Origin of the sequence: Pseudomonas antarctica, assembly GCF_001647715.1 — a bacterium.
Lineage (GTDB): Bacteria > Pseudomonadota > Gammaproteobacteria > Pseudomonadales > Pseudomonadaceae > Aquipseudomonas > Aquipseudomonas antarctica_A.
Window position 1 is genome coordinate 5,375,874 of the sequence record NZ_CP015600.1, and the last position, 14,275, is coordinate 5,390,148.

18 protein-coding genes are annotated in these 14,275 nt (G+C 60.1%); 9 read left to right on the top strand and 9 right to left on the bottom strand.

Annotated elements, in window-relative coordinates; all coding sequences use genetic code 11:
* Positions 1 to 4 precede the first annotated feature (4 nt).
* The 6 genes from A7J50_RS24405 to A7J50_RS24430 all read right to left on the bottom strand — a co-directional run bounded on the left by A7J50_RS24405 (position 5) and on the right by A7J50_RS24430 (position 6,208).
* On the bottom strand, positions 5 to 1,795 hold the full coding sequence (locus A7J50_RS24405; protein ID WP_064454084.1) for a DUF1302 domain-containing protein: 1,791 nt from the start codon (positions 1,793 to 1,795) through the stop codon (positions 5 to 7).
* Positions 1,796 to 2,277: 482 nt separating this feature from the next.
* On the bottom strand, positions 2,278 to 3,189 hold the full coding sequence (locus A7J50_RS24410; protein WP_064454085.1) for an SDR family oxidoreductase: 912 nt from the start codon (positions 3,187 to 3,189) through the stop codon (positions 2,278 to 2,280).
* A 131-nt stretch (positions 3,190 to 3,320) separates the two neighbouring features.
* Positions 3,321 to 4,223: an alpha/beta fold hydrolase gene (locus A7J50_RS24415; protein ID WP_064454086.1), complete on the bottom strand. Its 903-nt coding sequence runs from the start codon at positions 4,221 to 4,223 to the stop codon at positions 3,321 to 3,323.
* On the bottom strand, positions 4,223 to 5,005 hold the full coding sequence (locus tag A7J50_RS24420) for a class II aldolase/adducin family protein (RefSeq protein WP_064454087.1): 783 nt from the start codon (positions 5,003 to 5,005) through the stop codon (positions 4,223 to 4,225). Before A7J50_RS24420 ends, A7J50_RS24415 begins: the two co-directional genes overlap by 1 nt.
* A 140-nt stretch (positions 5,006 to 5,145) precedes the next feature.
* Positions 5,146 to 5,832 carry an LrgB family protein gene (locus tag A7J50_RS24425; RefSeq protein WP_064454088.1) on the bottom strand — a complete coding sequence of 229 codons (687 nt, stop codon included), beginning with the start codon at positions 5,830 to 5,832 and terminating at the stop codon, positions 5,146 to 5,148.
* On the bottom strand, positions 5,822 to 6,208 hold the full coding sequence (locus A7J50_RS24430) for a CidA/LrgA family protein (protein ID WP_064454089.1): 387 nt from the start codon (positions 6,206 to 6,208) through the stop codon (positions 5,822 to 5,824). The genes A7J50_RS24425 and A7J50_RS24430 overlap by 11 nt, the downstream gene beginning before the upstream one ends.
* Before the next feature lie 98 nt (positions 6,209 to 6,306).
* Between A7J50_RS24430 and A7J50_RS24435 the strand changes: the two genes are divergently transcribed.
* Positions 6,307 to 7,203 carry a LysR family transcriptional regulator gene (locus tag A7J50_RS24435; RefSeq protein WP_064454090.1) on the top strand — a complete coding sequence of 299 codons (897 nt, stop codon included), beginning with the start codon at positions 6,307 to 6,309 and terminating at the stop codon, positions 7,201 to 7,203.
* Here A7J50_RS24435 and A7J50_RS24440 read toward each other — a convergent pair.
* Positions 7,184 to 7,639, bottom strand: a complete 456-nt coding sequence (locus tag A7J50_RS24440; RefSeq protein WP_064454091.1) for a flavodoxin — start codon at positions 7,637 to 7,639, stop codon at positions 7,184 to 7,186. The genes A7J50_RS24435 and A7J50_RS24440 overlap by 20 nt on opposite strands.
* A 130-nt stretch (positions 7,640 to 7,769) precedes the next feature.
* On the opposite strand from A7J50_RS24440, the gene A7J50_RS24445 reads away from it, so the two are divergent.
* Both A7J50_RS24445 and A7J50_RS24450 read left to right on the top strand, forming a co-directional pair.
* Entirely contained in the window at positions 7,770 to 8,237 is a 468-nt protein-coding gene (locus A7J50_RS24445) for a PAS domain-containing protein (RefSeq protein WP_064454092.1), read from the top strand.
* Positions 8,238 to 8,295: 58 nt separating this feature from the next.
* Positions 8,296 to 8,901, top strand: a complete 606-nt coding sequence (locus tag A7J50_RS24450) for a hypothetical protein (RefSeq protein ID WP_064454093.1) — start codon at positions 8,296 to 8,298, stop codon at positions 8,899 to 8,901.
* A 2-nt stretch (positions 8,902 to 8,903) separates the two neighbouring features.
* Here the strand turns inward: A7J50_RS24450 and A7J50_RS24455 are convergent, their stop codons facing one another.
* The gene (locus A7J50_RS24455) at positions 8,904 to 9,863 is read right to left on the bottom strand and encodes a MerR family transcriptional regulator (RefSeq protein WP_064454094.1); all 960 of its coding nucleotides are present in this window, start codon (positions 9,861 to 9,863) and stop codon (positions 8,904 to 8,906) included.
* A gap of 212 nt (positions 9,864 to 10,075) precedes the next feature.
* Here A7J50_RS24455 and A7J50_RS24460 point away from each other — a divergent pair, with 212 nt between their 5' ends.
* The 6 genes from A7J50_RS24460 to A7J50_RS24485 all read left to right on the top strand — a co-directional run bounded on the left by A7J50_RS24460 (position 10,076) and on the right by A7J50_RS24485 (position 13,068).
* Positions 10,076 to 10,633, top strand: a complete 558-nt coding sequence (locus A7J50_RS24460) for a hypothetical protein (RefSeq protein WP_064454095.1) — start codon at positions 10,076 to 10,078, stop codon at positions 10,631 to 10,633.
* 57 nt (positions 10,634 to 10,690) lie between these two features.
* Positions 10,691 to 11,401, top strand: coding sequence for a dihydromonapterin reductase (folM, locus tag A7J50_RS24465; protein ID WP_064454096.1), 711 nt, complete (start codon positions 10,691 to 10,693; stop codon positions 11,399 to 11,401).
* A 20-nt stretch (positions 11,402 to 11,421) separates the two neighbouring features.
* Positions 11,422 to 11,982, top strand: a complete 561-nt coding sequence (gene folE / locus A7J50_RS24470; protein ID WP_064454097.1) for a GTP cyclohydrolase I FolE — start codon at positions 11,422 to 11,424, stop codon at positions 11,980 to 11,982.
* 2 nt (positions 11,983 to 11,984) lie between these two features.
* Complete coding sequence (gene folX / locus A7J50_RS24475; RefSeq protein ID WP_003194073.1) at positions 11,985 to 12,356, top strand: dihydroneopterin triphosphate 2'-epimerase; 372 nt, start codon at positions 11,985 to 11,987, stop codon at positions 12,354 to 12,356.
* 84 nt (positions 12,357 to 12,440) lie between these two features.
* Positions 12,441 to 12,737, top strand: coding sequence for a DUF1244 domain-containing protein (locus A7J50_RS24480; protein ID WP_064454098.1), 297 nt, complete (start codon positions 12,441 to 12,443; stop codon positions 12,735 to 12,737).
* The gene (locus A7J50_RS24485) at positions 12,730 to 13,068 is read left to right on the top strand and encodes a HopJ type III effector protein (protein WP_064454099.1); all 339 of its coding nucleotides are present in this window, start codon (positions 12,730 to 12,732) and stop codon (positions 13,066 to 13,068) included. Before A7J50_RS24480 ends, A7J50_RS24485 begins: the two co-directional genes overlap by 8 nt.
* A gap of 169 nt (positions 13,069 to 13,237) precedes the next feature.
* Here A7J50_RS24485 and trxB read toward each other — a convergent pair whose 3' ends face one another.
* The gene (gene trxB / locus A7J50_RS24490; protein ID WP_064454100.1) at positions 13,238 to 14,200 is read right to left on the bottom strand and encodes a thioredoxin-disulfide reductase; all 963 of its coding nucleotides are present in this window, start codon (positions 14,198 to 14,200) and stop codon (positions 13,238 to 13,240) included.
* Positions 14,201 to 14,275: the final 75 nt, after the last annotated feature.

The window sequence follows — 14,275 nt, forward strand, 5'->3', positions numbered from 1 at the left end:
CAAGTCAGAAGTTCACGCCGAAGCTGAGGGCGATAAAGTCACGATCGGTGAGGGTGTTGTAGTCGCCGCCAAAAAAGTCGGTGTAGCTGAGGCTGGCGGTGTAGGTGTTGCGGTAGTCCGCATCCACGCCGACGCTGATCGCCTTGGCGCCTTCATTGAACAGGCCGTTGGGGCCATAGCCGCTGACGTCCTGGGACCAGGACAGGTTGGGCTTGAGGTTCACCCCGGCAAACACGTTGTTGTAGTCAAGGATTGCCCGGGCGCGATAACCCCAGGAGTTGGCCGTGACGAAACCATCGGTGTCGCCGCCGAAACCGTAGGCGCCGTACACCGAATCACGGCCGTAGCGCAGTTTGGTTTTGGATTCCAGTCCACCGACGTGCACGAAGGCCGCCTCGCCCACCAGGGTCAGGCGTTCGGCGCCCAGTACCTGGTCGAAGAACTGGGTCATGGTGCTCTGGATCTGAGTGATTTCCTTGCGCCGGTAGCCTGAGTTATCCGAGCCGAACGAACTGCGGATCGGCGAGGCGGTTTGGCCGGCAATCGGGTTGACCAGCGCCAGGGTCAGGTCGGTGGTGTTGAGTTGCACCGGCGCATTCGGGCGATAGCTGATTTCGCCGGTCCAGGCCGTGCCGGTAGGCAAGGTGGTGGAGAAACTCGCGCCGTACAGGCGAATGTCTTCCGGGTAATCGAGGTAATACTGGCCACGGCCGAGCATGGTGCTCTGGGCCAGGCCCGAGCCGCTGCCGGGTGCGATGGCGTTGGCGGTCGCCGCGATACGCCCGATGGTGGCCAGGTTGGTGTTGGCGGTGATCGTGCCCACGGTGGGTGTGCGGCTGTGGTAATTCATGAAGTACAGGCCGTACTCGGTGTCATCGCCGAGCCAGCGCAACGCCGCGCCGAACTGGCCGCCATCGCGGGCTTCACGGTCCGATGCACGTTGCACGACCACACCTTCGCGCGTCACCTGGAAGCCCTGGCCGAACGCTGCGGCCACCGGTTGCAATGGCGCAATCGCCGGGCTACCGACGGTGTAGTTGCCGTTGCAGCCATGGGCCACCACGTCGTTACCGAAGAATGTGCCGCAGTTATCCACCACGGTGTTTTCCCAGTTCAGTTGGTAGAAACCTTCCACCGACAGCTGATTGGTGAGGCTCTGGGAGGCGAACAGCATGTTCACCGGAATCAGGCCTTCCTTGATCTCGGCACCCGGGCGGCGGAAAGCCGACACGTCGATCGGGTTGATGCTGTTGATCGAGTTACCGATAAACGTACTCTCGCCCCAGCTCACCACCTGCTTGCCGACACGCACGTTGCCCGGCAAGTCGCCGATGGAATAGTTGTGATAGACGAACGCATCGAGCAGCTCGTAACCGGAGGAGCGCGCGCCCTCGTCGCGATGGTTATTGCTGATTTGCTTGAATTCGCGATTTTCGTCCTGCAGTTCGAAGTCGTACCAGTATTTGCCGCGCACAAACACGCCGCTGTCGCCGTACTTGAGCTCCAGGTCGTGAATGCCCTTGAAGATCTTGGAGAAAGTTTCGCCCTTCTTGAAGTTCAGCCGCCCGTCATCCCCGGTGGACGCCTGCCCCGTTCCGCCATTGGGAATCCCCACCAGTTTTTTGTCGGCATCGCGCATGCCCCAACTGGCGCCGACCGACAGCGAGGAATCGAATTGCCCTTCGATTTCGCCAATGTTGAACGACACAGCCTGCGCCTGGGCGCAGCAGCCCAGCGCAACCGCAGTGGCCAGCGCCTGTGGCGTGAAGATGGCGCGCATTGTTGTTTTTGTCATGCGTCTTCCCCGGTGAGTGACAGAAGGCCCCACCCTACTGCCGCTCGTCAGGAGCGATAAGCGCACCAAAGGGGTATTCGCACTGTCGCTCGAAAGGATTAGCAGGGGCTCTGGCCGGGGTTTGGGCGGGGCTATGGATCAGGTGGATGGCGGGTTATCAGGGGAATGGATCGCTCACTTCAAGACTATTGCAAATTAAGTAACAGTCCTTGTCATGAACCGCTATTACTCATTTTGTTACAACCGACTATTCTTACCGGGCTTTCAGGGCAAACCGCCCGCTCCCGACTTCGGGAGAAAAGTCGAATTTCAATAGATTGGTCAATGTATTCAATCTGTTACCTGTGTTCACTGACGTTGATTTATCGCTCCTTGATCCAACGTCTTACTTCGGCCGCTGCCTTTGCAGCGGCCTTTTTTATGTGCCAAAAAAACGGGGCGCCCTTAGCGCCCCGTAAGATTAAACAGTGTTCAAGCAACGATCAGAGGCTGAACTTCTGCAAGTTGGCCATCATCTGCGCCAACGCTTCGATCGTGTCCTTGGGGTGCACCGCGCCCTCGAAGTCACAAATCTGCGCCCAGTGCGCCGCCACATCGTCCGGCGAAAACCCGGCCTCCGGGTCGAACCCCACACCCAGGCTGCGTTCCCAACGGGTCTTGCCGATCCAGCCGCCGCCGACTTCGAACAGCCCGGAGGTTTCCTGGCACGCCTCGCTGCCCAAGTACACCACCAACGGGCTGACCAGTTCCGGCTTGAGGCGTTCGAACACTTGCGGCGGGATCAGGCCTTCGGTCATGCGCGTGCCGCCGGTGGGGGCAATGGCGTTGACCAATATGTTGTTCTTGCGCCCTTCCAGCGCCAGGGTGCGGGTCAAGCCATACAGGCCAAGCTTGGCCATGCCGTAGTTGGACTGGCCGAAGTTGCCATAGATGCCCGAGGTGGACGCGGTGAAGATCACACGGCCATAACCTTGCTCGCGCATATGCGGCCAGGCAGCGCGGGTGACTTTGTAGGCACCTTCGACATGCACCCGGTAAACCAGGTCCCAGTCACTGTCGTCCATTTTTTGGAAGGTCTTGTCACGCAGGATGCCAGCGTTGTTCACCACGACGTCAACACGACCGAAGACGTCGAGCGCGTTCTGCACGATTTTGTCGCCGTCGGTAACGGAGTCATGGTTGGCCTCGGCAATGCCGCCAGCCTCGCGGATTTCATTCACCACCCGGTCGGCGGCCGAGGCACTGGCGCCTTCGCCCTGGGTTGAACCGCCGAGGTCGTTGACCAGCACTTTGGCCCCGTGCCTGGCAAACAGCAGCGCATGGGCCCGGCCCAACCCGCCGCCGGCACCGGTGACGATCACGACCTTATCCTGGAACTGCACTGACTCACTCATACCGAACTCCGCTGGCGACAATGGGAATGGGGTGAGTGTCAGGCACGCAGCCTCTGGTCACAATAAAGTCAGCCGAGGCTGAATGGTGCTCGATAAGGCAGCGGGATGATTACCCCACAACAGCAGGCCGCTCAGGAATAGGCAACACACGGCGCCGGCTGGCCCATTCGCTCGCGAAACTCGAGGTAATGCTTGAGCACCAGCACGGGCGCCTCGATCTGCGGATAGTGGCCGATATTGGCCAGCAACACCGTGTCGGCGTTGGGCACCAACTGATGATAACGCTCCACCATATGGGCACCGGAGATCGGATCGACTTCGCCGTCGATCACCCGCATTGGCACGCCGTCGCGCTGCATTGCCGTCACCCAGCGCTCACGCAGGCGGCGGCGCTGGGGAATATAAGCGATCAGTTTATGCAGGATGCGCGGGCCGTCATTGCAGCTGATCAGGCTCCAGAAGTCATCCAGAGCACTTTCACTGGGCCGCGTATTCGGGCCGAAAATCTGACTGAAGCTATCCGACAAGGCATTCCGCCCGAAGGCGCGGCCGATCATCCAGCCGATGGGGCTGAGCAACAGTTTCTGCACCAGGGCCGGGCGGTGGGTTTCCGGAAACAGCCCGCCGTTGAGGAACACACAGCTGGCCATCGCGAAGCGAGCTTCGTAATGGCGAGCCAGTAATTCCTGAGCGACGCTGTCGCCGTAGTCATGGGCCAACACATGCACCGGCTGCTCCACGCGCAGGTAGTCGAGCAGCGCCTGTTGCAGGTCGGCCTGCGCCAACAGGCAATACGCGTGATCCAGCGGTTTAGCCGAATCGCCAAACCCCAGCATGTCGCACGCAATCACCAGGTTACGCTGGGCCAGGGGCTGCCACAGGTAATGCCAGTCCCAACTGGCGGTGGGAAAACCATGAATCAACAGCAACGGCTCGCCCTGCCCGGCCACCCAGTAACGGACCGTGTGGCCACGAAACACGAACGTCTGGGCACGTTTGCGCCAGGCTCTGAGCGGGATTTCGGCGAGAGGCATCAGCTTTTATACCCGGGATCTTGCACGTCCAATTTACGCAACAGCGCCGGCCACGCCAGTGCACCGCCCATACCTTGGGCGCTCTTTGTGACAGCTGCCACCATCGCCTTGGCGCCCGCCAAAATCTGCGGCTCGATCGCAATCAATTCGGCGCCACCGTTTTGCGCCAATACCTGGATATCGCAGGCGCGCTGAAACGTGAACATCATCAGGAACGTGTCGGCGATGGTGCCACCGCACGTCAGCAGGCCGTGGTTGTGCAGCATCAGGAAGTTGCTGTCACCCAGGTCCGCCTGCAGGCGCGCCTTTTCTTCGTGGTTCAGCGCCACACCTTCATAGGCGTGGTACGCCAGGCTGGACAACACAAAGGTGGCTTGCTGGCTGATCGGCAACACGCCCTGCTTCTGCGCCGACACCGCAACGCCGGCCGCCGTATGGGTGTGCAGGACACAGACCACGTCATGGCGGACTTCATGGATGGCGCTGTGGATGGTGTAGCCCGCAGGGTTGATCTCGTAGGGGCTGTCCATCAGCTTTTTGCCCGCCTGGTCGACCTTGACCAGACTCGACGCGGTAATCTCGTGAAACATCAGCCCATAGGGGTTGATCAGGAAATCATCGGTGCCGGGCACTTTGGCGGAAATATGCGTAAAAATCAGATCGTCCCAGCCATGCATCGCCACCAGCCGATAGCAGGCCGCCAGGTCGACGCGGGTTTGCCACTCGGCAGCGCTGACCTGGTCTTTGACATTCTGTGACGATGGAACGGGGGCTAGGCTCACGGTAACAACCTCCTTGGTTCACGTTCTTATTGTTTTTTTGAATGAAGGGCCAGTCTAGTCAGACGCCGTGGCGCAAGTAGTTGCCTTCGCAGCCAGCTTGATGACTGAGCGAGTCAGTCATGAGAATAGTCCAACTCGCGTCAGAGAAGCGCCGCCAATAAAGGCACGGCGAACAGGTTGAGCAAACCCGTCAAGACCATCACCAGCCCCGCGACCGAACCTTCTTCGCCGCCCACTTCCTGCGCCCGGCTGACGCCCGCGCCGTGGGCGCCCACGCCAAACAACGCACCCCGCGCCAAGGGTGTGCGCAGCGGCAACCATTTGAGCAGCACACCACCGAGCATGGCGCCGAACACGCCGGTGAACATCACAAATACGGCAGTGAGTTCCGGTACGCCACCGAGGTCGGAGGATACCGGCATGGCAAACGGCGTAGTGATCGAGCGCGGCAACAAGGACAGGGTCACAGAGCTGTTTAACGCCAATGCCTTGGCCAGCCCGAACGAGGTGCCGATGGAGGCCGCGCTGCCCGCCACCATCCCCAGCAGCAACGCCGACCAGTGGCGCGCCAACAAGCGGCGCTGTTGCCAGATCGGCACGGCAAACGCCACGGTGACCGGCCCCAGCACCAGCATCAACCAGTGCGTATCGGTGGCGTATTCGGCGTAGGCGGTTTTCATCGGCACGGCCACCGCCAGCAGCAGCGCCGGCACCAGGATCAACGGTGATAGCAAGTAGCGCCCGGTGCGGCGGTAGAGCCAGCGGCTGAAAATATAGGCGCCCAGGGTCAGGGCGAGCCAGAACACCGGCATCAGCTCAAGCTTCACGGCGCATGCTCCAGCGGCAGACCATTTCCACGGTGAACGCAGTCACCAACATCACCGACAAGGTACTGAAGCCAATCACCAGCAGGATGCGCCAGCCGTCATTACGCACCAGGCCACCGTAGTCGAGCAGGCTCATCAGGGCCGGGATAAAGAACAACAGCATTTCTGCCATCAACACCCCGGCACCCAATTGCAGAGCGGCCGGCTTGACCAGCCCACTGGCGAATGTCGCCAGCAACAGCCCCAGGCCCACGACGCCACCCGGGATTGGCCACGCGAACCAGACCGACAGTTGAGTGCCCAGCAGATAGATAGCCAGCAGTACGACCAGCTCCGTCAGCAGGCGGCCAAGATGTTTGAAGGTAAAACGTTTCATGAGCTTTGGGTCCTCGCAGGTCGCCATTTTAAAGAGGCCGCCCTCATCCCCACAGCGAATTGTTAGACTGCATGCTATTCCAAACTGGAATCCTGATAATGGAATTCAAACAGCTGCGCAGCTTCGTCGAAGTGATCCACCGAGGGGGGTTTACCCAAGCCGGGAAAACCCTGCATATCAGCCAATCCGCCGTCAGCAAGCAGGTCGCACAGTTGGAACAGAGCCTCGGTACGGCGCTGCTGGAACGCACCGGCTCACACATCCGCCTGACGGCTGCCGGCACGGTGGTATTGCAGCGCGCAGAGGCCATGCTGCGCCTGCAAACCGAATTGCTCAGTGAACTGGATGATATGCAGCAACTGACCCGTGGCGAGTTACGCCTGGGCCTGCCGCTATTGGCCGGCGATTCGTTGTTTGCGGGGCTGTTCGCCGAATACCGCAGGCGTTATCCGAAGGTCTCCATCCAATTGCTGGAGGGTGGCAGTCGCACCATCGAGCAAGCGATTTTGAACGGCGAGCTGGATGTGGGCGGCAGCCTGATGCCCAGCGACCCGGCGTTTGCCTGGCAGGCCTTCTGCGATGAACCGCTGGATGCCTTGTTGCCGATGGATCATCCCCTGGCCGACAACGCCCATGTGCGCCTGGAAGAATTGGCAGACACGCCGTTCCTGATGTACCAGCGCAGTTTTGTACTCAATGACCGGCTGATGCAGGCATGTCAGCAATTGGGCTTCACGCCCAAAGAAATCGGTCGCAGCGGCCAGGCGGACTTTCTGGCGGCCCTGGTCGCGGCCGGCCAGGGCGTGGTGTTGCTGCCCAGTGTGGTCGCCCGCGGGTTGGTGCGGCCAGGCGTGGTGCGCCTGACACTCAAGGCGCCCGACTACCTGCGCTGGGACATTGCCTTTATCTGGCGTGAGGGCGCTTATCTGTCCAAAGCCGCCCAAGCCTGGCTGGCGTTGCTGCGCGAATTCCCGGTCAACCGCGCAGTGCAGTGACCAACTCGGCCAGCCAAGGCTCGGCGTCGGCTTCCGGGGTGACACTTTCGCTGGCGTCCAGACGCAGCATCGGCAGCACTTCGCGCACGCCCAGCTCGCCAAACAGCTCACGCATTTGCTCGCCGCCACCGCAGAACGTGTCGCCGTAACTGGCGTCGCCCAGGCCGATGACTGCACCGGGCAGGCCACGCCAGGCGGCCGGCAGTTGGTCGCGAATCATCGAATACAGCGGTTGCAGGTTATCGGGCAACTCACCCATGCCAGTGGTCGAGGTCACCGCCAGAAAGGCTTCAGGGGCAAAGGCCTGCACGTCGGCCAAGCTGGCGCGAGGGTTGTGCCAGGCGTCAAAACCGGCCTCTTTGAGGATGGCTTCAGCGTGGCGGGCAACTTCTTCAGCCGTGCCGTAGACCGAGCCGGAAAGGATGGCGACTTTCATCAATCTGATCCTGTAGTTGAGCGAAAGGGTGGGATATTAGCAGCTGACGCAAATATTTCAGTGCGCACGGTGCAACATTCAAAACTTGCCATAAACTCCAAGCTCTGAAAAACCAGCCATGGACTGCTCAATGATTAACGCCAAGCTGATGCAAATGGTGATTGCTGCTTCCAACGACGGCATCGTCGTCGCCGAACGAGAAGGCAAAGACAAACCACTGATCTACGTTAACCCGGCGTTCGAGCGCCTGACGGGATATGCCCTGGACGAAATTCTTTATCAGGATTGCCGCTTCCTGCAGGCGGGTGATCGCGATCAGCCGGCGCTGATGGCCATCCGCGAAGCTCTCGACAGCGGTGGATCCTGCCGGGAAATCCTGCGCAACTACCGCAAGGACGGCACGCATTTCTGGAATGAGCTGTCGCTGTCGACGGTTTATAACGAGGCGGACAAGCAGACGTATTTCGTCGGCGTGCAAAAAGACGTCACGGCGCAGGTGAAAGCGCAACAACGCGTCGCGCAGCTGGAGGCGCAAGTGGCTCAGCTTAAAGCGCAGTTGGCAGCACTTGAAACGACGAGCGGAAATAACAAGTTGTAGTAAACGAGGCCTTTAGAGGGATAATGGCTTTTTAGTACCTCATCCTTGAGCTACATCCATGCACCGCGACGCTCTCTTGACGCAGGACGAACTGGATTTTATCCAGGACATGCAGCACAACCCGCAGCTCAATCTGCGGGACGCATGGTCGAGCCTGACCGTCAACGGCGGTGCACAGATTCGCGACTTGCTCACGCGGTTGGCCGCTCACGACCACGTCACCATCCAGGCGCAGTTCGACAACCAGCAACTCACCTTCCCTTTGCACCTGGTGGAGGATGAGTTTCATGCGGTTCACTTGCGCTTGGGGGTACCGAGCATTTTTGAAGACGGCCCGATGATCCGCCCGTGGCGCCTGGCGCTGGAAACACCGGTGGTGATGGAGACCGCCAAGGGCAACCCCGGCGCGCTGTGGGTGCATGAGGTGTCATTCAAAGGCGTGCTGGTGGAGATTCGCGGCCGGGTCAAACCGCCGAAAACCTTTTCCCTGTGGTTCAGCCCGTCCGGTTACGAGCGTATTGCGCTGCGTGGCACGCTGGAGCGGGAGACCGCCCGAGGTTTGTTCGCCTACCGCCTGAGCCAAAGCGATGCGGAGGAGATCGAACGCCTGCGCCAGTTCATCCTGCACCAGCACCGACTGGTCCACCCGCATGTACACGCCTGATATCAGGTATCCAGCCCGCCGCTGAGAAACTGCTGCAAGCGGCGCCGCATCAAGCTGCCTTCATTGCCCAGGCAGCCTACGGAGGAACCCGCAAAATCCTTCTCGGACAAGTCCGAAGCGACACCGGCGAGAAACAGCGGGCAATCCAGGGTCAACGCCAGGCGACTCAAGCGCCCAGCCAGATCCTGATTGTGTGAATGGTTGGAGAAAATAATCAGCGCCTGGGGATGCATTCTTTCACACACCAGCGTCAATTCTTCAAAGGGCTGGCCCATGCCAAGCACCTTCACCGCCAGGTCATCGCGACTCATCAGCAACGCCGCCACCAGCAACTCCAATTTACGGCACTCGCCAGGCATGGCTGTCAGCAATACTCGGGGCGCAGGTGAGACACACGCGACCTGCAGGCGCAGAAAGGTCTGTATGCGCAGGAAGGAATCGTAAAAAAGCCACTCGCTGGCTTGGCCGAATCGGCCCTGATGGCGCAGCAGGTCATTCCACAGAGGCATGAGGATATCCTGGAACGCCACGCCAAGCGGGTAGGTCGCAAGAATCTGCCCGTACAGGCTCTCCAACTGACGATCGTCAAAGGCACTGACTGCCTGCACCAACCGCGCCCGCCACTGCGGCCATTCGCTCTCTTCGACGGCATCGCGCTCTGCGCGAACGGCGCTGGCCTGCTGATCATCGCGCGCAAGAATCTTGCCGACCTTGCTCACGGCCACGCCTCGCTCAATCCAATCGAGAATGCGATTGACGGTCTCAATATCAGCGTTGGAGTAGAGGCGATGCCCACTTTCGGTGCGCGTAGGCTGGATGAGGCCATAACGACGCTCCCATGCACGTAATGTGACGGGGTTCACACCTGTCAATCTTGAGACTTCACGAATCGGAAACAACGCTGCGGAATCAGCGCGATTTTCAGAGGCAATTTCGTGAGTAGGCGCAGTAATTTCGGGCATCAGAGGTCGAAAACGTCCGCGTGAATTTGGAGCCCATTTAACGCCTTAATACTTGTCCTTTTCAAGGGCCTGGATCTTCAGACCAATGTCACTGGCGTAATTTTTCAAAACAGGAATAATCCTTGCCTGTTTTTCAGGTGGTGGCCTAACCCGGCCGCCATCTTTGCGCGTTACCTACCCGGTTCAGCGCACCTGATATTTGGAGATACACAATGTCTACCTCACCCGTCACCTTGATGGTTGCGCGCCGCGTGGCCAAAGGGCGCTATGAAGAACTGATGGCCTGGCTGCGCGAAGGCGAGCAATTGGCCACCGACTTCCCCGGTTACCTGGGTTCCGGCGTCCTTGCACCGCCGCCCAACGATGATGAGTTTCAGATTATCTTCCGCTTCGCCGACGAAAAAACCCTGCACGCCTGGGAGTTCTCCGCGTCGCGCGACGCCTGGCTAAGCCGTGGCAGCGAGCTGTTTGCCGACCCGTCCGAGCATCGCGTCAGTGGTATTGATGGCTGGTTCGGCGCCGTGGGTGCGCGACCACCGCGCTGGAAACAGGCCGTGGCGATCTGGCTGGCATTTTTCCCGGTGTCGCTGCTGTTCAACTTCGGCCTGGAGCCGCTGCTCAGCGAGCTTGACCTGTTCAGCCGCGTTTTGGTCAGCACACTCGCGCTCACGCCCCTGATGGTTTACTTCTTTATTCCGCTGTCGACGCACCTGCTGGCGAGCTGGTTGCACCCCGCGCCGCCGCGTAAGGTCACCGAAGCTGCTGCGTGAGTACAGGGCTGGCCGGTCGCTGGTATAGTTTCAATCTGCCAGCGACTTGAGCCTCCCATGACTGCAACGAACGCCCCGATCCTGATTACCGGTGCCGGCCAGCGTGTCGGCCTGCATTGCGCCGAACGCCTGCTGGACGAGGGCCATTCGGTGATTTTCAGCTACCGCAGCGAACGCCCAGGCGTTGCGGCCTTGCGTGAGCGTGGTGCGCTCGGCGTGTTTGCCGATTTCTCCAGTGAAGCCGGGATCCTGGCCTTCATCGCCGCACTCAAAACCCATACCGACAGCCTGCGCGCGATCATCCACAACGCTTCGGCGTGGGTCGCAGAAACGCCCGGCGACGAAAGCCGCGCGTTTACCGACATGTTCAGCGTGCACATGCTTGCGCCGTACTTGATCAACCTGCATTGTTCACCTTTGCTGCAACGCTCTTCACCCGCCGATATCGTGCATATCAGCGATGACGTGGTGCGCAAGGGCAGCCGCCAACACATCGCCTATTGCGCCACCAAGGCAGGCCTGGACAGCCTCACGTTGTCATTTGCCGCGCAGTTCGCGCCAACGATCAAGGTCAACGGCATCGCCCCGGCGATGGTGATGTTCAACGAAGGCGATGACGCGACCTATCGCGCCAAGGTCCTGGCCAAATCGGCACTCGGCCTCGAGCCTGGGCCGGAGGTGATCTACCAGAGCGTGCGTTACCTGCTGGACAACCCCTATGTCACCGGTACCACCCTGACCGTCAACGGCGGGCGGCATATCAAGTAAGCCGTTTGTGAGGATGTTGTATGAACTTGTCCCTGCCCCAACACTACCGTGAAATCCTCGAAGGCCTGGGCGAAGACCCGGAACGCGAAGGCTTGCTCGACACCCCCAAGCGCGCTGCCAAGGCCATGCAGTACTTGTGTCATGGCTACGAGCAGAACCTGGACGAAATCGTCAACGGCGCGCTGTTCGCGTCCGACAATGACGAGATGGTGATCCTCAAGGATATCGAGCTGTATTCACTCTGCGAGCACCATCTGCTGCCCTTTATCGGCAAGGCCCATGTAGCCTATATTCCGACCGGCAAGGTGCTCGGCCTGTCGAAACTGGCGCGCATTGTCGACATGTACGCGCGGCGCCTGCAGATCCAGGAAAACCTCACGCGGCAAATCGCCGACGCCATCCAGCAGGTCACCCAGGCCGCCGGCGTGGCCGTGGTGATCGAAGCCAAGCACATGTGCATGATGATGCGCGGCGTGGAAAAACAGAATTCAACCATGAACACCTCGGTGATGCTCGGCGCTTTCCGCGAGTCGAACACCACGCGCATGGAGTTCCTGCAACTGATCGGACGGAGCAAGTAGCAATGCCACAACTTCAACCAGGCATGGCGCGCATCCGGGTCAAAGACCTGTGCCTGCGCACCTTTATCGGTATCAACGAGGATGAGATCCTCAACAAGCAGGACGTGCTGATCAACCTGACCATCCTGTATGCCGCTCAGGAAGCCGTGCGCGACAACGATATCGACCACGCGCTGAATTATCGCACCATCACCAAGGCCATTATCGCCCACGTGGAAGGCAACCGCTTCGCCCTGCTGGAGCGCCTGACCCAGGAGTTGCTGGACCTGGTGATGAGCAACGAATCGGTGCTGTACGCCGAAGTCGAAGTGGACAAGCCCCACGCGCTGCGTTTTGCCGAGTCGGTTTCAATAACCCTGGCTGCAAGCCGCTAGCCGCAAGCTTTAAGCTAGAAGCCATACGCATTCCAACTTGCAGCTTGAAGCTTGTGCGCTGAAAGCTGTCTCGAAGAGACCTCTATGAACGACCAACAACGCCTCGAACTCGAAGCCGCCGCCTTCCGCCGGTTGGTGGCGCACCTGGACAGCCGCAAGGATGTGCAGAACATCGACCTGATGAACCTCTCGGGCTTCTGCCGCAACTGCTTGTCCAAGTGGTACAAGGCCGAGGCCGATGAGCGCCACATCGAGCTGAGCCTCGATGACGCCCGTGAAGTGGTGTACGGCATGCCGTACGCCGAGTGGAAAGCCCAATACCAGAAAGAAGCCAACGCCGACCAACAGGCGGCGTTTGCCAAAGGAAAACCCCATGACTGACCTGAACACCCTGCGCGCCAGCCTCGACAGCGGCGAACACCTGTTTGCCGACACACTGGCCTTTATCGCCACCGGTTACGACTACCAGCCGCAAGCTTTCACCAACGGCAGCGTGGAAAACGCCGCCGGTCAAAACGAAGGCTCGTGCAAGACCCTGGGGCTGGCGCTGCTGGAAGGCTTGAGCGATCAGCAAGCGTTGCTGGCATTTGGTGAGCATTACCGTTCAGTGGTGGCGACGCCTGAGGGCAGTGATCACAGCAATATTCGCGCGTTGATTGCGCATGGTTTGGCCGGTGTGAAATTTGCCGGTCAGCCACTGACCCGCCGCTGATCCAATCTGGAAACGCGGTCCCTGTGGGAGCCGGGCTTGCCCGCGATGGCGATGGTGACTGACACACCGCTATCGCAGGCAAGCCAGCTCCCACAGGGGTTTACGCCGCCAGCTAAATCCTGCGCATAAAAAAACCGGCCTCTCAGCCGGTTTTTTTATTTCAACGGATTTAGAACGCAGCGTCCTTCAAACCGTCGAGGTAACGCTCGGCATCCAGGGCCGCCATGCAACCGGCGCCGGCCGAGGTGATGGCCTGGCGGTAGACGTGGTCGGCCACGTCACCGGCGGCAAAGATACCTTCGATGTTGGTGGCGGTGGCGTTGCCTTCACGGCCGCCCTGCACCACCAGGTAACCGTCTTTGGCTTCCAGCACGCCTTCGAACAGCGAAGTGTTCGGGGTGTGGCCGATGGCGATGAACACGCCGTCGACTTTCAACTCGTCGAAGCCGCCGTCGTTGTTTTTCAGGCGAGCACCGGTCACGCCCATATTGTCGCCCAGGACTTCATCCAGGGTGGCGTTGAGCTTGAGGATGATCTTGCCTTCAGCGACACGGGCGTGCAGCTTGTCGATCAGGATCTTCTCGGCGCGGAAGGTTTCACGGCGGTGAACCAGGGTCACGGTGCTGGCGATGTTGGCCAGGTACAGCGCCTCTTCCACGGCGGTATTACCGCCACCGACCACGGCGACCGGCTTGTTGCGATAGAAGAAACCGTCGCAGGTCGCGCAGGCCGAAACGCCCTTGCCCATGAACGCCTCTTCGGAAGGCAGGCCCAGGTAACGGGCGCTGGCGCCGGTGGCGATGATCAACGCGTCACAGGTGTAGACGCCGCTGTCGCCGGTCAGGCTGTAAGGTTTCTTGGAGAAATCGACTTTATTGATGTGGTCAAAAACGATCTCGGTTTCGAAGCGCTCGGCGTGTTCTTTCATACGCTCCATCAGCACCGGGCCGGTCAGACCGTGGACGTCGCCCGGCCAGTTGTCGACTTCAGTGGTGGTGGTCAACTGACCGCCCGCCTGCATGCCGGTGATCAGCAGCGGCTTGAGGTTGGCCCGGGCAGCGTAGACGGCAGCGCTGTAACCGGCAGGGCCGGAACCGAGAATAATCACTCGCGAATGACGGGTATCAGACATGACTCACTCCTATCGACCACCCGGACAACAAGGCGGCTGGAATAAAAAAGGACCGCGAAGCACTTGGGGAAGGCT

Bases quoted from the DNA above. Each gene is read 5' to 3' on its own strand.
- A7J50_RS24410 (WP_064454085.1), bottom strand. From the start codon at position 3,189: ATGAGTGAGTCAGTGCAGTTCCAGGATAAGGTCGTGATCGTCACCGGT.
- A7J50_RS24435 (WP_064454090.1), top strand. From the start codon at position 6,307: ATGGAATTCAAACAGCTGCGCAGCTTCGTCGAAGTGATCCACCGAGGG.
- A7J50_RS24480 (WP_064454098.1), top strand. From the start codon at position 12,441: ATGAACGACCAACAACGCCTCGAACTCGAAGCCGCCGCCTTCCGCCGG.
- A7J50_RS24440 (WP_064454091.1), bottom strand. From the start codon at position 7,639: ATGAAAGTCGCCATCCTTTCCGGCTCGGTCTACGGCACGGCTGAAGAA.
- A7J50_RS24460 (WP_064454095.1), top strand. From the start codon at position 10,076: ATGTCTACCTCACCCGTCACCTTGATGGTTGCGCGCCGCGTGGCCAAA.
- A7J50_RS24455 (WP_064454094.1), bottom strand. From the start codon at position 9,863: ATGCCCGAAATTACTGCGCCTACTCACGAAATTGCCTCTGAAAATCGC.
- folX (WP_003194073.1), top strand. From the start codon at position 11,985: ATGCCACAACTTCAACCAGGCATGGCGCGCATCCGGGTCAAAGACCTG.
- A7J50_RS24485 (WP_064454099.1), top strand. From the start codon at position 12,730: ATGACTGACCTGAACACCCTGCGCGCCAGCCTCGACAGCGGCGAACAC.
- A7J50_RS24415 (WP_064454086.1), bottom strand. From the start codon at position 4,223: ATGCCTCTCGCCGAAATCCCGCTCAGAGCCTGGCGCAAACGTGCCCAG.
- A7J50_RS24430 (WP_064454089.1), bottom strand. From the start codon at position 6,208: ATGAAACGTTTTACCTTCAAACATCTTGGCCGCCTGCTGACGGAGCTG.
- A7J50_RS24405 (WP_064454084.1), bottom strand. From the start codon at position 1,795: ATGACAAAAACAACAATGCGCGCCATCTTCACGCCACAGGCGCTGGCC.
- A7J50_RS24445 (WP_064454092.1), top strand. From the start codon at position 7,770: ATGATTAACGCCAAGCTGATGCAAATGGTGATTGCTGCTTCCAACGAC.
- trxB (WP_064454100.1), bottom strand. From the start codon at position 14,200: ATGTCTGATACCCGTCATTCGCGAGTGATTATTCTCGGTTCCGGCCCT.
- A7J50_RS24450 (WP_064454093.1), top strand. From the start codon at position 8,296: ATGCACCGCGACGCTCTCTTGACGCAGGACGAACTGGATTTTATCCAG.
- folM (WP_064454096.1), top strand. From the start codon at position 10,691: ATGACTGCAACGAACGCCCCGATCCTGATTACCGGTGCCGGCCAGCGT.
- folE (WP_064454097.1), top strand. From the start codon at position 11,422: ATGAACTTGTCCCTGCCCCAACACTACCGTGAAATCCTCGAAGGCCTG.